The 21592-nt window shown below is 69.7% G+C and carries 18 protein-coding genes; 10 read left to right on the top strand and 8 right to left on the bottom strand.

Annotated elements, in window-relative coordinates:
* The first annotated feature begins 8 nt into the window (after positions 1-8).
* Positions 9-1562: an acyl-CoA synthetase gene (locus E2651_RS09385; RefSeq protein WP_135330579.1), complete on the top strand. Its 1554-nt coding sequence runs from the start codon at positions 9-11 to the stop codon at positions 1560-1562.
* A 141-nt stretch (positions 1563-1703) separates the two neighbouring features.
* On the opposite strand, the gene E2651_RS09380 is transcribed toward E2651_RS09385, so the two are convergent.
* Both E2651_RS09380 and E2651_RS09375 read right to left on the bottom strand, forming a co-directional pair.
* Positions 1704-4136 carry a penicillin acylase family protein gene (locus E2651_RS09380; protein ID WP_135330578.1) on the bottom strand — a complete coding sequence of 811 codons (2433 nt, stop codon included), beginning with the start codon at positions 4134-4136 and terminating at the stop codon, positions 1704-1706.
* A 126-nt stretch (positions 4137-4262) separates the two neighbouring features.
* Complete coding sequence (locus tag E2651_RS09375) at positions 4263-5525, bottom strand: RNA-guided endonuclease TnpB family protein (RefSeq protein WP_135330577.1); 1263 nt, start codon at positions 5523-5525, stop codon at positions 4263-4265.
* Between the two features lie 272 nt (positions 5526-5797).
* Here E2651_RS09375 and E2651_RS09370 point away from each other — a divergent pair, with 272 nt between their 5' ends.
* Positions 5798-7300 (top strand): acyl-CoA synthetase, encoded by a 1503-nt coding sequence (locus tag E2651_RS09370; RefSeq protein WP_135330576.1) that lies wholly within the window; start codon positions 5798-5800, stop codon positions 7298-7300.
* A gap of 84 nt (positions 7301-7384) precedes the next feature.
* Here E2651_RS09370 and paaK read toward each other — a convergent pair whose 3' ends face one another.
* Entirely contained in the window at positions 7385-8671 is a 1287-nt protein-coding gene (gene paaK, locus E2651_RS09365) for a phenylacetate--CoA ligase PaaK (RefSeq protein ID WP_135330575.1), read from the bottom strand.
* A gap of 275 nt (positions 8672-8946) precedes the next feature.
* Between paaK and E2651_RS09360 the strand changes: the two genes are divergently transcribed.
* The gene (locus tag E2651_RS09360; protein ID WP_135330574.1) at positions 8947-9573 is read left to right on the top strand and encodes a chorismate mutase; all 627 of its coding nucleotides are present in this window, start codon (positions 8947-8949) and stop codon (positions 9571-9573) included.
* A 41-nt stretch (positions 9574-9614) separates the two neighbouring features.
* Here E2651_RS09360 and E2651_RS09355 read toward each other — a convergent pair whose 3' ends face one another.
* Genes E2651_RS09355 through uppS form a run of 3 tightly spaced genes read right to left on the bottom strand, consistent with a single transcriptional unit; the run spans position 9615 to position 12761 of the window.
* On the bottom strand, positions 9615-10955 hold the full coding sequence (locus tag E2651_RS09355; protein ID WP_135330573.1) for a cytochrome P450: 1341 nt from the start codon (positions 10953-10955) through the stop codon (positions 9615-9617).
* Positions 10952-12001, bottom strand: a complete 1050-nt coding sequence (locus E2651_RS09350) for a terpene synthase family protein (protein WP_135330572.1) — start codon at positions 11999-12001, stop codon at positions 10952-10954. The genes E2651_RS09355 and E2651_RS09350 overlap by 4 nt, the downstream gene beginning before the upstream one ends.
* A gap of 19 nt (positions 12002-12020) precedes the next feature.
* Positions 12021-12761, bottom strand: coding sequence for a polyprenyl diphosphate synthase (uppS, locus tag E2651_RS09345; RefSeq protein WP_135330571.1), 741 nt, complete (start codon positions 12759-12761; stop codon positions 12021-12023).
* A gap of 398 nt (positions 12762-13159) precedes the next feature.
* Between uppS and E2651_RS09340 the strand changes: the two genes are divergently transcribed.
* Positions 13160-13498 (top strand): hypothetical protein, encoded by a 339-nt coding sequence (locus tag E2651_RS09340; RefSeq protein ID WP_135330570.1) that lies wholly within the window; start codon positions 13160-13162, stop codon positions 13496-13498.
* Between the two features lie 23 nt (positions 13499-13521).
* Here the strand turns inward: E2651_RS09340 and E2651_RS09335 are convergent, their stop codons facing one another.
* Entirely contained in the window at positions 13522-14112 is a 591-nt protein-coding gene (locus E2651_RS09335; protein WP_135330569.1) for an alpha/beta hydrolase, read from the bottom strand.
* 90 nt (positions 14113-14202) lie between these two features.
* Complete coding sequence (locus E2651_RS09330) at positions 14203-15828, bottom strand: acyl-CoA synthetase (RefSeq protein ID WP_135330568.1); 1626 nt, start codon at positions 15826-15828, stop codon at positions 14203-14205.
* A 194-nt stretch (positions 15829-16022) separates the two neighbouring features.
* Here E2651_RS09330 and E2651_RS09325 point away from each other — a divergent pair, with 194 nt between their 5' ends.
* The 6 genes from E2651_RS09325 to E2651_RS09300 all read left to right on the top strand — a co-directional run bounded on the left by E2651_RS09325 (position 16023) and on the right by E2651_RS09300 (position 21564).
* Complete coding sequence (locus tag E2651_RS09325; RefSeq protein ID WP_135330567.1) at positions 16023-16823, top strand: crotonase/enoyl-CoA hydratase family protein; 801 nt, start codon at positions 16023-16025, stop codon at positions 16821-16823.
* Positions 16824-16918: 95 nt separating this feature from the next.
* Complete coding sequence (locus tag E2651_RS09320; RefSeq protein WP_135330566.1) at positions 16919-17890, top strand: OB-fold nucleic acid binding domain-containing protein; 972 nt, start codon at positions 16919-16921, stop codon at positions 17888-17890.
* Positions 17891-18958, top strand: a complete 1068-nt coding sequence (locus E2651_RS09315; protein ID WP_245238695.1) for a thiolase domain-containing protein — start codon at positions 17891-17893, stop codon at positions 18956-18958.
* Positions 18955-20121 carry a thiolase domain-containing protein gene (locus E2651_RS09310; protein ID WP_135330565.1) on the top strand — a complete coding sequence of 389 codons (1167 nt, stop codon included), beginning with the start codon at positions 18955-18957 and terminating at the stop codon, positions 20119-20121. The genes E2651_RS09315 and E2651_RS09310 overlap by 4 nt, the downstream gene beginning before the upstream one ends.
* A 107-nt stretch (positions 20122-20228) precedes the next feature.
* On the top strand, positions 20229-20471 hold the full coding sequence (locus tag E2651_RS09305; protein WP_135330564.1) for a DUF397 domain-containing protein: 243 nt from the start codon (positions 20229-20231) through the stop codon (positions 20469-20471).
* A 184-nt stretch (positions 20472-20655) separates the two neighbouring features.
* Positions 20656-21564, top strand: a complete 909-nt coding sequence (locus E2651_RS09300) for a universal stress protein (protein ID WP_135330563.1) — start codon at positions 20656-20658, stop codon at positions 21562-21564.
* Positions 21565-21592: the final 28 nt, after the last annotated feature.

Below are 21592 nucleotides of genomic sequence, written 5' to 3'. Positions count from 1 at the left end.
GAGGCCCCATGAGCAGCACGCCCCCCAATGGCTTCTGGGCACAGGCCGCGGCGGACCCAGGCCGCACCGTCCTGATCGCACCCGACGGAGCGGAATGGACCGCCCGGCGCCTGCACGCGGCGGCCAATCAGCTCGTCCACGGACTGCGCGCCGCGGGCCTCGAGCGCGGCGGCGCGTTCGCCGTGGTCCTTCCCAACGGCGTCGAGTTCCTCACCGCCTACCTCGCGGCCTCCCAGGCCGGCCTCTACCTCGTACCCGTCAACCACCATCTCGTCGGCCCCGAGATCGCCTGGATCGTCGCCGACTCGGGCGCGAAGGTGCTCATCGCCCACGAGCGGTTCGCGGAAGCGGCGACCGCGGCAGCCGACGAGGCGAAGCTCCCGGCCACCCACCGCCACGCCGTGGGCGACGTGCCCGGCTTCCGCCCGTACGCCGAACTCCTCGCCGGGCAACCGGAGTCGGCCCCCGACGGCCGCACGCTCGGCTGGGTCATGAACTACACATCCGGCACGACGGGACGCCCGCGCGGCATCCGCCGCCCGCTGTCCGGGAAGCTCCCCGAGGAGTCATACCTCGGCGGCTTCCTCGGCATCTTCGGGGTGAAGCCCTTCGAGGGCAACGTGCACCTCGTCTGCTCGCCGCTCTACCACACCGCCGTCCTCCAATTCGCGGGCGCCGCCCTGCACATCGGCCACCCACTGGTCCTGATGGACAAGTGGACGCCCGAGGAGATGCTCCGCCTCATCGACACCTACAAGTGCACGCACACCCACATGGTGCCGACCCAGTTCCACCGCCTCCTCGCCCTGCCGGACGCGACGAAGGCGGCGTACGACGTGTCATCGATGCGGCACGCCATCCACGGCGCCGCACCCTGCCCCGACCACGTCAAACGGGCGATGATCGAGTGGTGGGGCGAGTGCGTCGAGGAGTACTACGCGGCGAGCGAGGGCGGCGGCGCCTTCGCCACCGCCCAGGACTGGCTGAAGCGGCCCGGCACGGTCGGCAAGGCCTGGCCGATCAGCGAACTGGCGGTCTTCGACGACGACGGCAACCGGCTGCCGCCCGGTGAACTCGGCACCGTCTACATGAAGATGAGCACCGGCGGATTCTCGTACCACAAGGACGAGTCCAAGACGAAGAAGAACCGCATCGGCGACTTCTTCACCGTCGGCGACCTCGGCGTACTCGACGAGGACGGCTACCTCTACCTCCGCGACCGCAAGATCGACATGATCATCTCGGGCGGCGTCAACATCTACCCCGCAGAGATCGAGTCCGCACTGCTCACCCACCCCGCCGTCGCGGACGCGGCCGCGTTCGGCATCCCGCACGACGAGTGGGGCGAGCAGGTGAAGGCGGTCGTGGAAGTGGCAGAGGGCCACACGGCGGGCGACGCACTGGCCGCCGAGATCCTCGGCCACTGCGAACGCCGACTGGCGGGCTACAAGCGGCCGAAGAGCGTCGACTTCATCGAGGTGATGCCGCGAGACCCGAACGGCAAGCTCTACAAGCGACGACTGCGCGAGCCGTATTGGGAGGGGCGGGAGCGCGTGCTCTGAGAGCGCGCCCCGAAGGGGCGCGGGGCCGTGACATGTGCGGCTCCGCCGCGTGGGCGCGACCAGCCACGACACACAACAGAGCCGGGCCGCACCGCGCTGCAAAGACGCGGTGTGACCCGGCTCCGGTCGGCGAGGGTGGCCTCAACGCCGCTCGCGCACCTTCACCACCTTCAGCTTCGGGTCGCTCAGGATGTCCTTCTCGCAGAACCGCGACGTCACCCAGCGCTCATCGGTGTACAGCCGCGTCTGATCGCTGAAGTGCGGCGAGTTGGGGTTCGACGACTGCGCGTACGTCAGGAGCGTGCGGGCCTCGGGGCAGCGGCCCTTGGTCCAGCCCACCGCCTGGATGTGGCTCGATCCGTGCGCGACCTCGGTGTAGCCGCCGGCCCCCACGTCCCAGACCGGCTCCACCTTGTTCCACACGCCGATGGACTCCGTGCCGCCGTGGATCGGGATGCGCTCTCCACCGCGTACGACGAACTGGTGCTGCCCCAGCGGCGCGTCGACCGCGATCCCCGCCCCGTCCAGCTCGGACACCGCGTCGGCGAGCGCGGTCGCGAAGCCCGGCGCGTCCGTGTTCAGCGTGTTCGGGGTGCGCACCGGGTCGGTGGCCGAGAACGGCACCTGCCACAGCCTGGCGTTGGGCACGGCGGCGACGAGCTTGCGCCAGAACCGGTCGAAGAGCAGCGCGCCCCTGCTGTCCGTGTTCATGGTGTGGTCCCAGCCCTTGAGGGCGGCACAGGCCTTGCGTACGTCAACTGCCGTGCCGTCGCTGCCCGTTGCCGTACCTCCGGGCAGGGCCGCGCAGGCGCGTGCCGCGTCGTCGGCCGCCAGGTCACCGGCGGGCGCACGGTTGGCGAACTGCTGCTCCTGAAGGTCCTTGACCGTCAGGCCGCCCTTCTTCGCCATCGCCGCGACGTCCTCGATCGCGCCGCGCGTCCGCATGGAGCGCTGCGTGCCGATCGTCCCGAAGACCCGCTCGTAGCCGGTGATCGGGCGGTCCGCATGGGTGAGCCAGGCGCTGTCGTTGGAGTTCTCGGCGTACGGGGCGTCCTTGAGGGTCGGCATCTTCGACGGGCCGAAGACGCCCGGCTGTACCGCGTCCTTGTCCGAGCCGAGCGCGCAGTCGCCACGCGAGCCGTCGAGCACGGCCACACCCGATGCCGGATACGTCACCTTGCCCAGATCGGTGGAGCAGCGCTGGGCCAGATCGTCGGTGATGCGGGGCAGCACCTGCGACTGGGTGAGCAGCGAGTGCCCGTCGCGGTCCGCGGCCACCGTGTTCACCCACGGGAGCCCCTGCGTGTCGCGCAGGGACTTCAGGATGCCGTCGGTGGAGCGGGCCTTGCCGAAGCCGAGGTCGGTGTCGCTGCCGCGCAGATTCACCGCGTTGGGGTCGTTCAGCGCGTACGCCGTCTTCGCCGTCCAGGGCAGCGGGAGCTGCGCGCCGAGACCGGTGGTGACCGGGCCGTACCGGGTCCACCACTGGGTACGGGTCACCGGTGCGCCGTCCTTGACCGGCACTTCGACCGTCCGCTTCGTCATCTTCTCCGGCTTGCCGTCCACCAGATAGGTGGTCGGGTCGGCCGGATCGAGTGTCAGCTGGTGCAGATTGAGGGTGACGCCGGTGGCCACCGTGTGGCTCCAGGCGACATCGCCGTTGAAGCCGATGTTGACCACACTCGTGCCGAGCAGCGAGCCGCCCGAGACGTTCAGCTCGCCCGGGATGGTCTGCTGCGACTGCCAGAAGCGGCGGCCGCCCTGCCAGGGGTAGTGCGGATTGCCGAGCAGCAGGCCCTTGCCGTTCGCGGTGGTCTTCCCGCTGAACGCCACGGCGTTGGAGCCCATGTCGGCGTCGTCCGCCGAGAACATCTCGCGTGCGGCCTTCGCCGTGCGCTCCGGGTCGGGCGCGCCCCGGCCTGTGGTCTTCGCGGTCTTCGCGGTCTTCGCGGTCGGCGGCTGCGCGGCGGTGATGCCGTCGATGCCGCGCCCCTGGCCGCCGAGTACCTGGACGGCGAAGCCCTGCCGGGCCACGTCGAGGGAGGTGATCGGGCGCAGCCACTCGGCGCCCTTGCAGGCCGGGTCGGTGACGCGGTTCTGCTTCAGCCAGGCGTTGTAGCCCGCCGCGAAGCCGCGCATCAGCTTCTTCGACGTGGCGCTCGGCCCGGCGGGGGCGGGCTGATCGAGGAGCTTCTCGACCGTGCGCGTGTCGCGGACACCGCCGAAGTAAAGGTCACTGGAGAGGTTGGTGGTCGCCGACGACAGCGAGCCGTCGGGCTTGCCGTCAGGGCCGAAGAAGCGTGACCGCTCCCCGCGCACGGTCACGTATCCCTCGGCGAGGATGCACACCTGGTCGGCGGCCTGCGCCCAGCCGGTGCCGAAGCCGAGGTTCTCGTAGTCCTTGGCGAGGATGTGCGGAATGCCGTACTGGGTGTAGCGGACGGTGGCGGACAGGCCGCCGCCCGACGGTCGGGCGCCGCGCTCGTCGGCCACGCCGGCGGACGACGGCAGAAGGGCCGTGGCGGTCAACAGGCTGATGCCGAGGGCTGTCAGGCGTCTCGTGCGGGTACGCATGGTGCCTCCCAACTGGTATGGCGGGAAGGGGCGGTTGAGCGTACCAGCCGGTATGTCACTTGATCGATTGACTCGCTCTCCACCTTGAAGGTGGGGATTCTGGCCGTCCCTGCTGGGTGCGGTGCCCTATGCGGCACGATCACCGGTGGGGATTCCGCGGCTTCCTGTTTCTTCGCGCTGTGCCAGAACGGGTTCTGGTCTTACCGGCGCTCCGCAGGCTGCTACCGCCAGTCCGGCGGCCGTTTTGACGTTGCGAGCGGCGTTCACGTCCCGGTGGTGGACGGTGCCGCAGGCCGGGCAGGTCCATTCACGGACGTGGAGGGGTTTGGGCACGTCACGGTGGCCACAGGCGGAGCAGACCTGGCTGGTCGGCTCGAACCGGCCGATGGTGATGAGGGTCCGTCCGTACCGGCGGGCTTTGTAGTCGAGCATCGCGAGGAAGGCGCCCCAGCCCGCGTCGTGCACCGATTTCGCCAGCTTCGTGCGCGCGAGTCCGTTCACGGCCAGGTCCTCCACCGCGATCGCTTGGTTCTCGCGAATCAGCTGGGTGGACAACTGGGATGGGGTCTCCCCTGCTCGACCGAAGTTGAGAGCTTGGGGAAGGAACTCGCGGCGGGCGTCGGCCACCTGGGCATGGGCGCGGGCGACTTTCACACGGGCCTTGGCCCGGTTCTTGGATCCCTTCTGCTTGCGGGACAGGTCTTGCTGGGCCTTCTTGAGCTTCTTCTCCGCGCGCCGCAGAAACCGCGGCGAGTCGATTTTCGTGCCGTCGGAGAGGACCGCGAAGTGTGTCAGGCCGAGGTCGATGCCGACGGTCTGGTCGGTGGCGGGCATCCGGGCCGCGTCGGCGTCCGGGTCGGTGTCGATGACGAAGGACGCGAAGATGCGGCCCGCGCTGTCCTGGATCACCGTGACGCTGGACGGCACGGTCGGCAGGGCGCGGGACCAGGCGACCTTCACCGCTCCGATCTTCGGTAGGCTCAATCGCCCACCAGGTGTGATCGACCAGCGGGCGTTCGCGGTGAACCGGATCGAGGCCCGGGTGTCCTTGCGCGACTTCATCCGCGGCTCGGCGACTCTCGCTCCCTTGCGCTCCCCCTTCAGTGAGGCGAAGAAGTTGCGGTACGCAGACTCGACGTCGCGCAGGGATTGCTGGAGCACTACAGAGGAGACCTCCGCGAGCCAGGCGCGTTCCGGGCGCCTTTTCGCCCCGGTGATCAAAGCGCGGGACAGCAGACCGAGTGAAGGGTAGGGACGATGCTCGGCGTGGGCGTCGCGGCGGGCGCGCACGGCGTCGTTGTGGACGACGCGGGCGCACCCGAACGCCCGCGCCAGCGCGCTCGCCTGGCCGGGCTCCGGGTACAAGCGAAACGCGTACCGGAGCTGCATGGCGCTGATCGTACGAGCGGGGGCACGCACACGGGAATGAGGAACATGCGTTCCCCGCTTCATCCCGGCCCCCTGGGCCCCAGCCGGGGCTGGAGCATTGCCCGGTTCCGCCGGGGAACGCGTGCAGTCGCTCCGCGACACGGTCACGAGATCCGTTTCACCCCCGGCCTAAAGGCCGGAGCACTGCGAATGAACCCCGGTACACAACCGGCCTTGTTCGCGCCCCGTCCGGAGCCTTGACCGCCGTGACGGGCGGGGCACAGGATCACGCCATGACGGGTGTACGCGGAAACACGGTCGACGGGGTCCTTCGGCGCAGCGCGCGGCGCGTGCCGGGGCGAGTGGCGCTGCGCTACGGCGAGCGGTCATGGACGTACGCGGAACTGGACGATGCCGTCTCGCGCGCGGCGCGGGTGCTGCGCGACGCGGGTCTTGGCCAAGGGGACCGCGTAGGCGCCTACGCCCACAACTCCGACGCCTATCTCATCGGCTTCCTGGCCTGCTCGCGGGCGGGCCTGGTCCATGTGCCGGTCAATCAGAACCTCGTCGGCGACGACCTGGCGTACATCGTGGGCCAGTCGGGCAGCTCCCTCGTCCTCGCCGACACGGATCTCGTGCCGCGCCTTCCCGGCGACGTACGCGTCATCGCCCTGCGCGACGCGGACGACTCCCTGCTCGCACGGCTCGCGTCGGCACCGGCGTACGACGGGGACGAGCCCGGCACGGACGACTTGGCGCAGCTGCTCTACACCTCCGGCACGACCGCCCTCCCCAAGGGCGCCATGATGAGCCACCGCGCCCTCGTGCACGAATACGTCAGCGCCATCACCGCCCTTGACCTCAAGGAGACGGACAGGCCCGTCCACTCGCTGCCGCTCTATCACTCGGCGCAGATGCACGTCTTCCTGCTGCCCTATCTCGCGGTGGGCGCCGAGAACACGATCCTCGACGCGCCCGAGGCCGAGCGGATCTTCGACCTGGTCGAGGCGGGCCGCGCCGACAGCCTCTTCGCGCCGCCCACGGTGTGGATCGGCCTGTCGAACCACCCCGGCTTCGCGACCCGCGACCTCGGCGCCCTGCGCAAGGCCTACTACGGGGCGTCGATCATGCCCGTACCCGTCCTTGAACGGCTGCGCGAACGCCTCCCGTCGCTCGGCTTCTACAACTGCTTCGGGCAGAGCGAGATCGGCCCGCTCGCCACGGTCCTCGGGCCCGACGAGCACGAGGGGCGGATGGACTCCTGCGGGCGCCCCGTCCTCTTCGTCGAGGCACGCGTCGTGGACGAGCGGGGCCAGGAGGTGCCCGACGGCACACAGGGTGAAGTCGTCTACCGCTCACCGCAGTTGTGCGAGGGCTACTGGGACAAGCCCGAGGAGACCAAGGAGGCGTTCCGCGACGGATGGTTCCACTCCGGGGACCTGGCCGTGCGGGACGACGAGGGCTACTTCACGGTCGTCGACCGGGTCAAGGACGTCATCAACTCCGGGGGAGTGCTCGTCGCGTCGCGCCAGGTCGAGGACGCGCTCTACACCCACCAGCGGGTCGCGGAGACCGCCGTGATCGGCCTGCCGGACGAGCGCTGGATCGAGGCGGTCACCGCCGTCGTCGTACGCAAGGGCGAGGTCACGGAGGACGAACTGATCGCCCACGCACGTGAGAAGCTCGCCCACTTCAAGGCACCCAAGCGGATCCTGTTCGTGGACGAGCTGCCGCGCAACGCGAGCGGAAAGATCCTCAAGCGGGAGCTGCGGGACCGGTTCAGCGACGCGCCCTAGGGGCTACGTGTCCCGCACGTGTCGTAGGCGCTACGTGTCCCGCACGTGTCGTAGGCGCTACGTGTCCCGCACGCGTCGTAGGGGCTACTTGTCCCGCAGGTCCACGATCCGTTTGAACTTGCCCACCGACCGCTCGATCGTCTCCGGATCGACGATCTCGACCGCCACCGAGACGCCGATGCCGTCCTTGACCGCCGACGCGATCTCCCGTGCCGCCGCCTCGCGCCGCTCGGGAGTCGTGTCCGCGCGGGACTCCGCCCGGACCGTCAGCGCGTCCATCCGGCCCTCGCGGGTCAGGCGCAGCTGGAAGTGCGGGGCGACGCCCGGTGTGCGCAGGACGATCTCCTCGATCTGGGTGGGGAAGAGGTTCACGCCGCGCAGGATCACCATGTCGTCCGTGCGGCCCGTGACCTTCTCCATCCGGCGGAAGTTCCGTGCCGTGCCGGGCAGCAGACGGGTCAGGTCGCGGGTGCGGTAGCGGATGACGGGCATGGCCTCCTTGGTGAGGGACGTGAAGACCAGTTCGCCGCGCTCGCCGTCCGGGAGCACATCGCCGGTGATCGGATCCACCACCTCCGGATAGAAGTGGTCCTCCCAGATGTGCAGGCCGTCCTTGGTCTCCACGCACTCCTGGGCGACACCGGGGCCGATGACCTCGGAGAGCCCGTATATGTCGACCGCGTCGATCGCGAACCGCTCCTCGATCTCGCGGCGCATCTCCTCCGTCCACGGCTCGGCGCCGAAGATGCCGACCTTGAGGGAGGTCGTACGGGGGTCGACGCCCTGGCGCTCGAACTCCTCCAGGAGCGTGAGCATGTACGACGGCGTCACCATGATGATCTCGGGGCGGAAGTCCTGGATCAGCTGGACCTGACGTGCCGTCATGCCGCCGGACGCGGGAATCACCGTACAGCCGAGCCGCTCAGCGCCGTAGTGCGCGCCGAGCCCTCCGGTGAACAGGCCGTAGCCGTACGCCACATGGACCTTGTGGCCGGGGCGGCCGCCCGCCGCGCGGATCGAGCGGGCGACGACATCCGCCCACATCGACAGGTCCTGCTCGGTGTAGCCGACGACCGTCGGCCGGCCCGTGGTGCCGCTCGACGCGTGCAGGCGCCGCACCTCGGACTGCTCCACCGCGAACATCCCGAAGGGGTAGTTGTCGCGCAGGTCGGTCTTGGCCGTGAACGGGAAGCGGGCCAGGTCGGCGAGCGTACGGCAGTCGTCGGGGCGGAGCCCCGCCTTGTCGAACGCCGCCCGGTAGAAGGGCACGTTCTCGTACGCGTGCAGCAAGGTGTCCTGCAGGCGCTCCAGCTGCAGCGCCTCGAGCTCCTCGCGCCCGAGGCGCTCCGCCGCGTCCAGCATGGCCGTCATATGGAGTTTCTCCCGTCCCAAACGGGCGACCGATCATTCGGTCGTGGATCTTCTGTCGAGCTCAGTAATCCAGTCGTGGGGGCGGCCGTCAAGAGATCGCGCACGACGGCTTCCCGCGCCGCCCTTCCCACGGTGTGAGCTGCGTGGACGGCTTTTGCCGGGGGCAGCTGCACCCGGGCACCGCGTGCCCCGCCGTCCGTGGCGCCCGCGCCGCCGGGCCGTACGATGGCGGCCACCGAAAACGACCGACACGGCCATCTCCAGGGGGACATCCCGTGCAGCGCACCTCGTCCGCAGTCCGCTTCCTGACCGCCGGCGCTCTCACGGCCGTACTGCTGGGAGGAGCCGGTGCCGGGCAGGCGGCCGCGGCTCCCGCTGCCGTTCCCGCTCAGCGGACCGCTGTCGCGCACGGCACCCCGTACGACCTGCTCCACCCGCTGGCCGATCTCTCCGCCCAGCGCCTGGCCACCGCCGACCTCGTCGCCGCCGCCAAGTACGGCACGGGCAGCCCCATCGACGACCCGGCCCGCGAGAAGCAGGTCCTCGACGACGTCGCGCGGCAGGCGCGGGAGGTGGGTGCTGACCCCGAGGTGACGGTGCGGATCTTCCGCGACCAGATCGAGGCGAACAAGGTGGTGCAGCGCGCGCTGCACCACCGGTGGGACGCCGACCCGTCCCAGGCGCCGACCGAGCGGCCGGACCTCGCGGAGGTCCGCAAGGAGATCAACCGCGTGAACGGCGAACTCGTACGCGCCATCGCCGCCTCGCCGTCCGCGCGCACGGCCCCCTACTGCGGCGGACTGCTGACCGCGGCGGCCGTGCACGTACGGCACGACCGTCAGCTCGACGCGCTGCACACCGTCGCCTTGGAGCGGGCTCTGCGGTCTGTCTGCGGGGCTTGAGCGCGCGGCCAGTAGGGACGACCCGTCTCGCGCATCTCCCCTCAGCGGGGCTTTGCCTGCATGTGCAGCCTGCGGGGCCGCAACGCCAACCCCAGTGCGGGACGGACTTGTTGTTGGCCCGGCAGGTGTTCCAGGCGCCATCGGGCGGTGATGGTCGCGAGGGCGAGGACGGCCTCCGTCATGCCGAAGGTGTCGCCGATGCATTTACGGGCGCCTGCGGCGAAGGGCAGGAGAGCGTGGCGGGGCGGCTGAGGGCGCCTCGGGTCCCAGCGGTCGGGGTCGAAGGTTTCGGAGTTGTCGTAGAGGTCCGGCCGGTGGTGGATGAGGTAGGGGCTGTAGGCGACGCTGCTCCCGGCGGGCAGCAGGTGCCCGCCCAGGCGGGTGTCGGCGGTGACGGTGCGGGTGAAGATCCAGCCTGGCGGGCGAAGCCGGAGGGTTTCGGTGATGACGCGGTGGGTCAGTTCCAGGCGTGGCAGGTCGGCGTGGGTGGCCCTGGCTCCGTCCAGGACGGCATCGACCTCGGCGTGCAGCCGCCGCTCCATCTGGGGGTGCCGGGCCAGCAGGTCAAGGGCCCAGGCCAGGAGGGCGGCAGTGGTCTCCGTGCCGGCGAGGAAGAACGTGACGATCGTGTCGCTGATCTCCGCGTCGGTCATGCCGGGGCTGTCGTCCTCGGGGTGATGGGCCACGATCAGGGCCGAGAGCAAGTCGTGGTGGTCGACGCCCTCGGTGCGGTGCTTGGCGATGATCTGGTCGAAGGCGTCGCGCAGGCGGGTGCGCGCACGCACATGGGAGCGGTTGCCCGAGGTGGGGAGCCGGTCCAGCGGGGGGACCATGAACATGCGCTGGTAGAAGCCGTCGAAGAAGGTCTTTACGTCGTTGAGGACCGGGCCGAGTTCGCCGGGAGGCAACGCACCGGAGAACAGGGTGGTGGCCGTGATCCTGGACGTGATGGCCATCATCTCGGTGGGTACGTCCAGGACTTGCCCGGCACGCCAGGAACCGGCCGCCTCCTCGACGCAGGCGCTCATGGCCTTCGCGTAGCCGGGGAACCGTGCCGGGTGGAAGGCGGGCTGGGCCAGTCGGCGCAGCCGCCGGTGCGCACCGTACGGACAGCTGGCAAGACTGTCGTCCCCCACAACCTCCCGCACCCGGTCGAAGATGGGGCCGCCTTTGTCGAAGACGCGGTCATCGACCAAGGCCTGCCGGGTCAGTTCTGGATCGCAGATCATCACCAGCGTGAAGGGGCCGAGGCGGATGCGGACGAGCTCCCCGTGCGCGGGAAGGGAGCTGATGAACTCCAGCGGGTTCCGCAACAGCGGGATCAGATGACCGACGAGGGGCAGTGCCTTGGGGGCAACGGGTACCGAACGCAGGCTCGTCATGTCCACTCACTCCCGTTCAGGCAGGGGCGAGTGACGAGCCCTGGGGAATCGGCGCTCTGCAGCCCATAGCGGGGCGTCTCCAACGACCACGTGTAGACGGAGTCGACCCAGTGAAAAATCGCCTGGGCATGGTTCCTGACCGCGTCGGACAGGGAGGTGTCCGCGCAGATCGAGGCGACAGTGTTGGCGTTCTCGAAGCGCATGACCGCGTTGAGGGTGAGCGCGCCGGAGAAGGCCACGTCCACCGGAATTCCATATTCCTGGCAGATGACGCCGACGAGGCTGAGCCTTTCTCCTGATTCGGCGGCCACGTGGCAACTGTGCAGGTCATTGTCGAGACCGACGAGCAGACTTCCCTGTTTCATGAGCTGAAGCAGCGGTCCTGGAAGCCGCTCTCCCGGCCCGATGAGACCCGGCTGAAGTCTCTGTACCCACATGCCGAGAACGATCCCCGCCGTGCGGGTCCGGTGCCTCAAGTACCGGTCCAGGCTCGGGAGAGGTTCCCCGTTCTCCCACGCTTGCCGGGCCGTGTACTCATGCAGGAATCCCAGCAGCAGGTCCGTGAAGCCGGGTATCAGTTCGGCACCTTCCGCCGCGACGATGTCGTCGCGCAGACTGGCCAGCGGCCGCAGGATGTCCGGCCCGTCAGACGGCGAATGCCCCCGCTCCAAGGTTTCCCTCACGGGCTCTACGAGATGACCGACCGGCTGATCACTGCCGAGGTCGACGGTGTTGAGCCAGAACAGGATCATCTGCAGTTTGGCCAGCGGGAGCAGCACATTCCAGGGGGCTTCTGGGGCGAAAAGCCCCACCAGGTGCCCGGGGGTTGCCTCAGCCGCTATCTCGATATGGTCCTCGCTCATTCCAAGGTCTGCCGCCCAGGAGAGAATGGAGGACTCCAGTTGTTCGGTCTGCGGGTGCGCAGGGTATGTCTCACGTCCCTTTCCCAGGTGGGAGAGAAGCCAGGGTTTCAGGGGACGGTAGGAACCGGAGATGTCGTCGGTCGTCTTGGCGTCAGGGAACAGAAGGGGCATCTGAGGAGGCATGGTGCAGTTCCTTCCTGCTCTACTTTCCGAAACGTCGCTGACGGGCGCCGTAGAAGGCGAGGGCGCCGTGGAGATCGGATTGGGTGAAGTCGGGCCACAGGACAGGGCAGAAATAGAGCTCGGAGAGTGCTGCCTGCCAGAGCATGAACCCGGACAGCCGTTGTTCGCCGGAGGTGCGGATCACCAGGTCCGGGTCGGGTAGCCCGCTGGTCGACAGGGCCTGGGCGAACGACCTCTCGGACACGGCGAAACCGGCGGACTTGACCGCCTGGTGGGCGATGCGGCGTGCTGCGGCGAGGATGTCCTCCCGGCCGCTGTAGCCGACCGCGAAGTTGATCTGAGGGCCCTGATTGCGACAGGTGGTGGTCTCCGCCTCGCGCAGCGCGGTTGCCAGAGAGCTGGGGAGCAGCCGAGGATCCCCGAGGTGACGCATTCTCCAGTGCCCGGTCGCCGCCAGATGGTCGGTCAGTTCGGAGATGATGTCCAGGAGTTCGTGGAGCTCACCCGCAGCGCGGTTGAGGTTGTCGGTCGAGAGCAGCCACCATGTAGTGGTCTCTATGCCTACGTCCTCACACCAGTGAACGGCCCGCCAGACGTTGTCCGCGCCCTCTCGGTGGCCCTGCTCGACGGGGTGGCCATGGGCCTGCGCCCAACGACGGTTTCCGTCCACTATGAAGGCGACGTGGCGTGGCCCCGTGCCCGGGCCGAGGTCGCGGTGGTTGTCCCTCTGTTGGGGGAGGTCGCGCGGAGGAGTACTCATCGGGCACTTCCTTATCGCCTGGGACCGGGGCATACACGGCCGATACGAATCCAGCGGGCTCAACGAGCAAGGAAATGGGCGGGGTCGGTGGATGAGCTGCAAGGGCGGCTGCCGGTGCCGGCCTGCCCTGAAAATCTTGGTCCGCTTCGCCGAGGTTGCAAAGGCGTGTCCAGGGGCGCTTGACGTGCGCACGCCCCAATCGGAGTCCGCGTCGGCTCCTGCCGAGGGCGCTCAAGTCGCCCCTTGAAGCGCAGCGTTCTCTCCGCACGTCCACGCGCCGGCCCGCCGGCGGATGGTTGGTCACCAGGGTCATATGGTCACCAGGGTTACCTGGTCACCAGGGCCAGATGAGTAGGACTACCGATGCCTCGGGCGGCCGATGTTGATGGGGTGGGTTCATGACGACGACGGAGAGCCATGTGACTCAGAACCATGTGACGCAGAACCATGTGACGCAGCCCCCCACCTTCCACAAGACCTGGTGGAGAGCGCCTCTTGTGGCCTCCTCGCTCGGTCTGCCGCTCCTCGCGATGGAGTACGGCGTCGTCCGGGCCCACGACGGCATGGACCAATACGGAGCTGTGATCTATTGGGCTCTGGCCCTGTTCGCTGTCGCCTGGGTCCTGCCCCACCGTCGGTCCATGCGGACGCTCCGCATGGTGGCGGCTTCGCTCGCGCTCGGGTGCGTGTTGCTTCCCGTCCTGTTCGCGCTGCTGCTGGGGGTGGCGCTGGCCTAGGGCCTGGCCAAGAGCCAGAGCGCTCAGTGGTCGAGTGAGCCGATGAAGCGGTGCAACCGTGCGACGACCTGCCGCAGTACGTCGACGGATCCCACGGTGTCCTCCGCGAGCTCCAGGGCGTGATCAGCTGACGGGATCTCCAGGACGTCGTGATGCAGCGACTCGGCGACCTTGGTGTCCCACAGCGCGTCGGTGCTCCCGCCGACGAGGAGCGTCGGCGCCTTGGCCCGTCGGAGCGAGCGGGCCACCTGGTCGTACGTCAGAAGAGGGGTGAGCCAGGCGGCCGCGAGGTTCCGGTCCGCCGCTACGCCGCAGGCGAGCGACCCGAGGGACTTGCCGACGACGAGGCGACAGGCCCCTTCCTCGGAGTCGACGGCCTCGGCTACTTGCCGCTCCACCCACGCGATCCGCTCGTCCACGGTGAACTGCCCGAAGGCGTCGGGGATCTGCCACCACAGCTCCTGAACCGTCCAGCCGTGCTGGAGCAGCACGCCACGGGCGAAGTGCAGCAGCGGCCTGGCGGGCGAGTAGCCGACACCGGGAACGATGACCGCGACACGGTCACGGGCGCCGTCGAAGCGGGTGGGGACGGCGAAGGGGGAGGGATCGGGCATGGCCGAAGGCTACTGGTCGGCCGATCGTGTGACTCGGCCTCGCGCCTCATGTGACTCGGCCTCGCGCCTCATGTGACTCGGCCTCGCGCCTCATGTGACTCGGCCTCCCGCCGCCACCGCCTTCGCCCAGCGATAGTCCGCCTTGCCGCTGGGGGAGCGCTGGATGTGGTCGGTGAAGACCACGGCTCGGGGGATCTTGTATCCGGCGAGGCGGGTGCGGCAGTGGGTCTGGATGGTGGCCAGGTCCAACGCGGGCGCGCCGTCACGGAGTTGGACGACCGCGGCGACACGGTTGCCCCAGCGCTCGTCGGGCACCCCGGCGACCAGCGCGTCGTACACGTCCGGATGGGACTTCAGCGCCTGTTCGACCTCCTCCGGATACACCTTCTCGCCACCGGTGTTGATGCACTGCGAGCCCCGGCCGAGCACCGTGACGATGCCCTCGCCGTCCACCGTCGCCATGTCGCCGAGCAGCACCCACCGCTCGTCGCCCCGCTGGAAGAAGGTCTCGGCGGTCTTCTTGGGGTCGTTGTAGTAGCCGAGCGGTACGTGTCCGCGCTGGGCGATGCGTCCCGGTTCGCCGACCGGCACCGGGTCGTACGTCCCTGGATCCACCACCTGCGTACGGGCGTTGACCCGCAGCCTGAACCCCTTGTCGGGGCCCGAGTCGTCCGTCGCCGTGCCGTTGAAGCCGGACTCGGAGGAGCCGAAGTTGTTCAGGAGCATCACGTTCGGGGCGAGCGCGGCGAACTGCGCCCGCACCGTCTCCGACATGATCGCGCCGGACGAGGACACGCTGAACATGGCCGAGAGGTCCGTACCCTTGCAGGGCCCGTTCAGCGCGTCTATCAGCGGCCGCAGCATCGCGTCGCCCACCAGCGACATGCTGGTGACCTTCTCCCGCTCGATCGTGCGCAGGACCTCCTCGGGCGCGAACTTGCGGTGGATGACGAGGCGTTGGCCGAAGTTGAAGCAGATGAACGCCGTCAGGGTGGACGTGCCGTGCATCAGCGGGGGAGTGGGGAAGAAGGTGATCCCGTCGCCGCCCGCGGCGACCCGCTCGGCGATCTCCTCCGGGCGCTCGACCGGCTCACCGGTGGGGGCGCCGCCGCCGAGTCCCGAGAAGAACAGATCCTCCTGGCGCCACATCACCCCCTTGGGCATGCCGGTCGTGCCGCCGGTGTAGATGATGAACAGGTCGTCGGGCGACCGGTCACCCGTAAAGCCCCGCTCCGGTGACCCGGCCGCCTCCGCATCCGCGTACGACACCGCGTCGAGCGAGGGAGCCCCGGCGGGCGGGGTCCCCACCCGCACCAGATGCCGCAGCTTCTCCGTCCTCGGCAGTGCGGCCGCGACCCGCGCGGTGAACTCCCCGTCGAAGACGAGCGCCGCGAGATCCGCGTCGCGGTAGAGGTAGACCAACTCCTCTTCCACATAACGGTAGTTGACGTTCACCGGTACGACCCGTGCCTTGAGGCAGGCGAGCACCGTCTGCAGGTACTCGACGCCGTTGTAGAGATGGAGCCCCAGATGTTCGCCCGGCTTGATGCCGCTGTCGATCAGATGGTGGGCGAGGCGGTTGGCGGCGGCGTCGAGCTCGGCGTACGTCAGCCTGCGTTCCGCCCCCGTGCCGGGGTGATCGATGTACACGAGCGCCTCGCGGTCGGGGATCACGTCGACGACCGACTCGAACAGGTCGGCAAGGTTGTACTCCACCGCTCCTCCTGACCCCGGCGCCATCTCTTCTGGCTCGTGGCGGTCATCAGAGCAGAGGCGCCCACAACTGGGAAGGGTCCTCGTACAAGAAATCTGACTGACTGTCAGAAAACTATTGAACTGGCTCCCCGCCTACTGCAACCTGTTCCAGGTCCGAAGCCGACAGGCCGGTTGTCACGAGAGGGAGCACGGCTATGGGTGGGACGGAACATCTCGCTGTGCAGCGCGAAGGCGCCACACTGGTACTCACGCTCAACCGGCCCGAGGCGAAGAACGCGCTCTCGCTGCCGATGCTGGTGGGCCTCTACGACGGGTGGGTGGCCGCCGACGAGGACGACACGATCCGCTCGATCGTGCTCACCGGCGCGGGTGGCGTGTTCTGCGCCGGAATGGACCTCAAGGCCCTCGCGGGCAAGGGCATGGACGGCGAGCAGTACCGGGGCCGCCTTGAGGCCGACCCCGATCTGCACTGGAAGGCGATGCTGCGCCACTACCGCCCGCGCAAACCCGTCATCGCCGCTGTCGAGGGCCACTGCGTCGCCGGCGGCACGGAGATCCTCCAGGGCACCGACATCCGCGTGGCGGGCGAGTCCGCCACGTTCGGGCTCTTCGAGGTCAAGCGCGGGCTCTTCCCGATCGGGGGCTCGACGGTTCGGCTTCCACGCCAGATTCCGCGTACGCATGCGCTGGAGATGCTGCTCACCGGGCGCGCCTACTCTGCGGCCGAGGCCGCGTCGATCGGTCTCGTCGGCCAGGTCGTCCCGGACGGGACCGCGCTGGAGAAGGCCCTCGCCATCGCCGAGCAGATCAACGCGTGCGGGCCACTCGCCGTGGAGGCGGTCAAGGCTTCGGTGTACGAGACCGCTGAGATGTCCGAGGCGGACGGCCTTGCCGCGGAGTTGAAGCGGGGGTGGCCGATCTTTGACACCGCCGATGCGAAGGAGGGCTCCCGAGCGTTTGCGGAGAAGCGGGACCCGGTGTTTCGGCGCGCTTAGGTCGCTCTTTGTCTGCGGGTCCGCCGTGGCTGGGCGCGCAGTTCCCCGCGCCCCTTCGGGGCGCTCCCCCATCGCCGAGAAACGGAGTTCTGCTGATGGCAACCGTTCCCTCGCCGGAAGTGCTGCGTGCGCCTCTGGTCGTCGAGTTCCCGTTCACGCGGTCCCTCGGACCCGTGCAGAGCGCCTTCCTCACCGGGCTGCGTGAGCGGACCGTACTCGGAGTGAAGGCCGGCGACGGGCGCACGCTCGTGCCGCCCGTCGAGTACGACCCCGTCACCGCCGAGGAGATACGCGAGCTGGTGGAGGTCGCCCCCACCGGCACCGTCACCACCTGGGCCTGGAACCACGAACCCCGCCGCGGTCAGCCCCTCGAAACGCCCTTCGCCTGGGTCCTGGTGAAGCTCGACGGCGCCGACACCGCGCTCCTGCACGCCCTGGACGCGCCAGGACCGGACGCCGTGACGACCGGCATGCGCGTCCGGATCCGCTGGGCCGCCGAACGGAACGGCGCCATCACCGACATCGCCTGCTTCGAGGCGTACGAAGGGGAGTCGGGCGGCGTCGAAAGTGCCCCGCACGGCGGCGAGTTCAGCGACCCCGTGACCGGGATCGTCGCGCCCGCACGCCTCGACTACACCTACTCGCCCGGCCGCGCCCAGAGCGACTACCTGGGCGCCCTCGCCGACCGGAAGGTCGTCGGCGAACGCTGCCCCTCCTGCCACAAGGTCTACGTCCCGCCCCGAGGCGCCTGCCCCACCTGCGGCGTGGCCACGACGGAAGCGGTCGAGGTCGGGCCGCGCGGCACCGTCACCACGTACTGCATCGTCAACATCAAGGCAAAGAACGCAATGAACGACGCCATCGAAGTGCCCTACGTCTACGCGCACATCGCGCTCGACGGCGCCGATCTCGCCCTGCACGCGCGCATCGCGGGGATCCCGTACGACCAGGTGCGGATGGGGCTGCGCGTCGAACCCGTGTGGAGCGACGGCGGCCGCTTCCCCGATCACTACCGGCCCACCGGGGAACCGGACGCCGATTACGACACGTACAAGGAGCTGGTGTAGATGCCGTCCGTCATGCGGCCCGGCCGCGACATCGCCATCGTCGCCTTCGGGCAGACCGACCACCGGCGCTCCACCGACGAGCTCTCCGAGGTGGAGATGCTCATGCCGGTCCTGCACCAGGTCCTCGACGCCACCGGCCTGAAGACCAGCGACATCGGCTTCACCTGCTCGGGCTCGTCCGACTATCTCGCGGGCCGCGCCTTCTCCTTCACGATGGCGCTCGACGGGGTGGGTGCCTGGCCGCCCATCTCCGAGTCGCACGTCGAGATGGACGGGGCGTGGGCGCTGTACGAGGCGTGGACGAAGCTGCTCACCGGCGAGGCCGACACCGCGCTCGTGTACGCGTACGGCAAGTCGTCACCGGGCTCGGTGCGCGACGTACTGACCCGGCAGCTCGACCCCTACTACGTGGCCCCGCTGTGGCCCGACTCGGTCGCGCTCGCCGCCCTTCAGGCACAGGCCCTGATCGACGCGGGGGACGCCGACGAACCCGCGCTCACCGGGGTGGCGTCGCGCAGCCGCCGGGACGCGTCCGCCAACTCCCATGCGCAGGTGAGGGGTTCGGTGCCGCAGGGCGAGTACGTCGTACGTCCCCTCCGCACCGGCGACTGCCCGCCCGTCGGCGACGGCGCCGCCGCCGTGATCCTCGCCGCGGGGGACCGGGCCCGCGAGCTGTGCGAGCGGCCCGCGTGGATCCGGGGGATCGATCACCGCATCGAGGCGCACAGCCTCGGCGTGCGCGACCTCACCGACTCACCGTCCAGCCGACTCGCCGCCGAGCGGGCCGGGGCCTTTGAACGGCCCGTCGACACCGCCGAGTTGCACGCACCGTTCACCTCGCAGGAAGTCGTCCTGCGCAAGGCGCTGAAGCTCGGCGACGACGTCGCGGTCAACCCGTCCGGCGGCGCGCTCGCCGCCAACCCCGTGATGGCCGCAGGCCTGATCCGGCTCGGCGAGGCGGCCGCCCGCATCCACCGGGGCGCCTCGGACCGCGCGCTCGCCCACGCCACGTCCGGCCCCTGCCTGCAGCAGAACCTGGTCGCCGTCCTCGAAGGAGACGCCCGATGAACAAGGAGCCCGTGGCCGTCGTCGGGATCGGCCAGACCAAGCATGTCGCGGCGCGGAGGGACGTGTCGATCGCGGGACTCGTCCGGGAGGCGGCCCGACGTGCCCTCGCAGACGCCGAGTTGACCTGGGCGGACATCGACGCCGTCGTCATCGGCAAGGCGCCCGACTTCTTCGAGGGCGTGATGATGCCCGAGCTGTACCTCGCCGACGCCCTTGGCGCCGTCGGCAAGCCGATGCTGCGCGTGCACACCGCGGGATCGGTCGGCGGCTCCACCGCGCTCGTCGCCGCGAACCTGGTCGCGGGCCGCGTCCACGGCACCGTCCTGACCCTCGCCTTCGAGAAACAGTCCGAATCCAACGCGATGTGGGGCCTCTCCCTGCCCATCCCCTTCCAGCAGCCGCTCCTGGCGGGCGCGGGTGGCTTCTTCGCCCCGCACGTGCGCGCGTACATGCGGCGCACCGGCGCCCCCGACACGGTCGGCTCGCTCGTCGCGTACAAGGACCGCCGCAACGCCCTGAAGAACCCCTACGCCCACCTGCACGAGCAGGACATCACCCTGGAGAAGGTCCAGGCCTCGCCCATGCTGTGGGACCCGATCCGCTACTCGGAGACCTGCCCGTCCTCCGACGGCGCGTGCGCGATGATCCTCACCGACCGTGCGGGCGCGGCCCGTTCACCCAGGCCGCCCGCCTGGATGCACGGCGGCGCCATGCGCAGCGAGCCGACGCTCTTCGCCGGCAAGGACTTCGTCTCCCCGCAGGCGGGCAAGGACTGCGCGGCCGACGTCTACCGGCAGGCGGGCATCAGCGACCCGCGGCGCGACATCGACGCCGTCGAGATGTACGTGCCGTTCTCCTGGTACGAGCCGATGTGGCTGGAGAACCTCGGCTTCGCCGAGGAGGGCGAGGGCTGGAAGCTCACCGAGGCGGGCGTCACGGAACTCGACGGGGACCTGCCCGTCAACATGTCGGGCGGTGTCCTGTCCACCAATCCCATCGGCGCCTCCGGCATGATCCGCTTCGCCGAAGCGGCACTTCAGGTGCGCGGCCAGGCCGGCGAGCACCAGATCGACGGGGCCCGCAGGGCGCTCGGGCACGCCTACGGCGGCGGCGCGCAGTTCTTCTCCATGTGGCTGGTCGGCGCGGAGCCGCCCACGACCTGACCGCTCCGTCGTGCCGGGCAGGCGTTCGTCCTCCTTCCGCGGCCTGTCCGGCACCGGAAGCGAAAGCTAGGCTGGCGGGCGGACGACGCATCGGGAGGAGCACGGACGTGGCCGAAGGCACCATTCAGCAGCATCCGCTCGCAGGCTGGGACAAGCCGGAGCTCGACCTCAGCACCGCGGACTGGCGATCGAGCAGCGAGGGGCGGGGAGACGTGGAGATCGCCTTTGTCGAAGGGTTCATCGCGATGCGCAACGCGGGCCGCCCCGAGAGCCCGTCCCTGATCTTCACCCCGGCGGAGTGGGGTGCCTTCGTGCACGGCGCGCGCGAGGGCGAGTTCGATCTGACGTAGGCCGTCGATCTGACGTAGGCCGTACGGGCGTTGTGCGCCCTCGTCTCCGGCTGTCGCGGCCGGCCGCGCCGCCGGCCGTGCTGACCTGGTGACTTTGGACTCTGCCCCGGACCCGCCGCCGCGCGGGGCCGGGCCTGGAAGCGGAGCCGGTCGACCTTGGCCTTGCGCCGGAGACGAGGAAGCCATGAGCGACGCCGTGAACGGCGATGCCACCGTCCAGCCCGTTGTCGTCGCCGTGGACGGATCGGCCGGCAGCGATCACGCCCTGGACTGGGCGCTGACCGCCGCGCGGCTGCGCCGTGCGCCGCTGCGGATCGCGCATGTACGGCAGTACGCGATGCCGCTGGCCGACGGGCCGCGCATGCCGACCATCGACCACCGCCACGACGCCGACCCGGTCATCGACCGTACGCGCGGGCTCCTGGAAGGGCGGGCGGACCTGCCTCCGCTGACGTTGGAGGTCGTGAACGGCGCGCCGGGCAAGGACATTCCACGGCTCGGCGACGGGGCGCAGATGCTTGTGCTCGGGTCGCGGGGGCGTGGCGGGTTCAGGAGCCTGCTGCTCGGCTCGAACGGTCTGGCGTGTGCGCGCGAGGCGGCGTGCCCCGTCGTGGTCGTGCGGCCCGGTGCGGAGCCGTCGGCGGACGAAGAGACGTACGTGGTGCTCGGCCTCGACGCGCTGACCCCGGACGACGGCGTCATCGGCTTCGCCTTCGCCGAAGCGCAGATGCGGGGCGTCGCGCTCCGCGTCATCTGCGCCTACGCATCGCCCACCCTCGTCTACACCGCCACCGGCGACTTCGTGACCTCGGCGAGCGCGGACGCGGCGGCCGCTGCCGATCACACGGAACGCGCGGACGTGCGGCTCGCGCCCTTCAAGGAGCGCCATCCGAAGGTGAGCGTCGAGCTCCTTGTCCTGCCGGGTGACGCGGCCGGGGTCCTGGTGGAGGCGTCGCTGGACGCGGAACTCGTGGTGGTGGGACGGCACCACCGGCGGATGCTGGCCGGACGTCTTGTCGGCTCGGTGACCAACGCGGTGCTGTTGCACGCGGAGGGTGCGGTGGCCGTGGTGCCGGTCGGCGAGGAGGAGTGAGCGGGGCAGGGTGAGTGTGTCTCTTATA

Origin of the sequence: Streptomyces sp. MZ04, assembly GCF_004684775.1 — a bacterium.
Classification (GTDB): Bacteria; Actinomycetota; Actinomycetes; order Streptomycetales; family Streptomycetaceae; genus Streptomyces.
The sequence above is the reverse complement of the archived record's forward strand: the minus strand, read 5'-3'. Positions and strand labels throughout refer to the sequence as shown.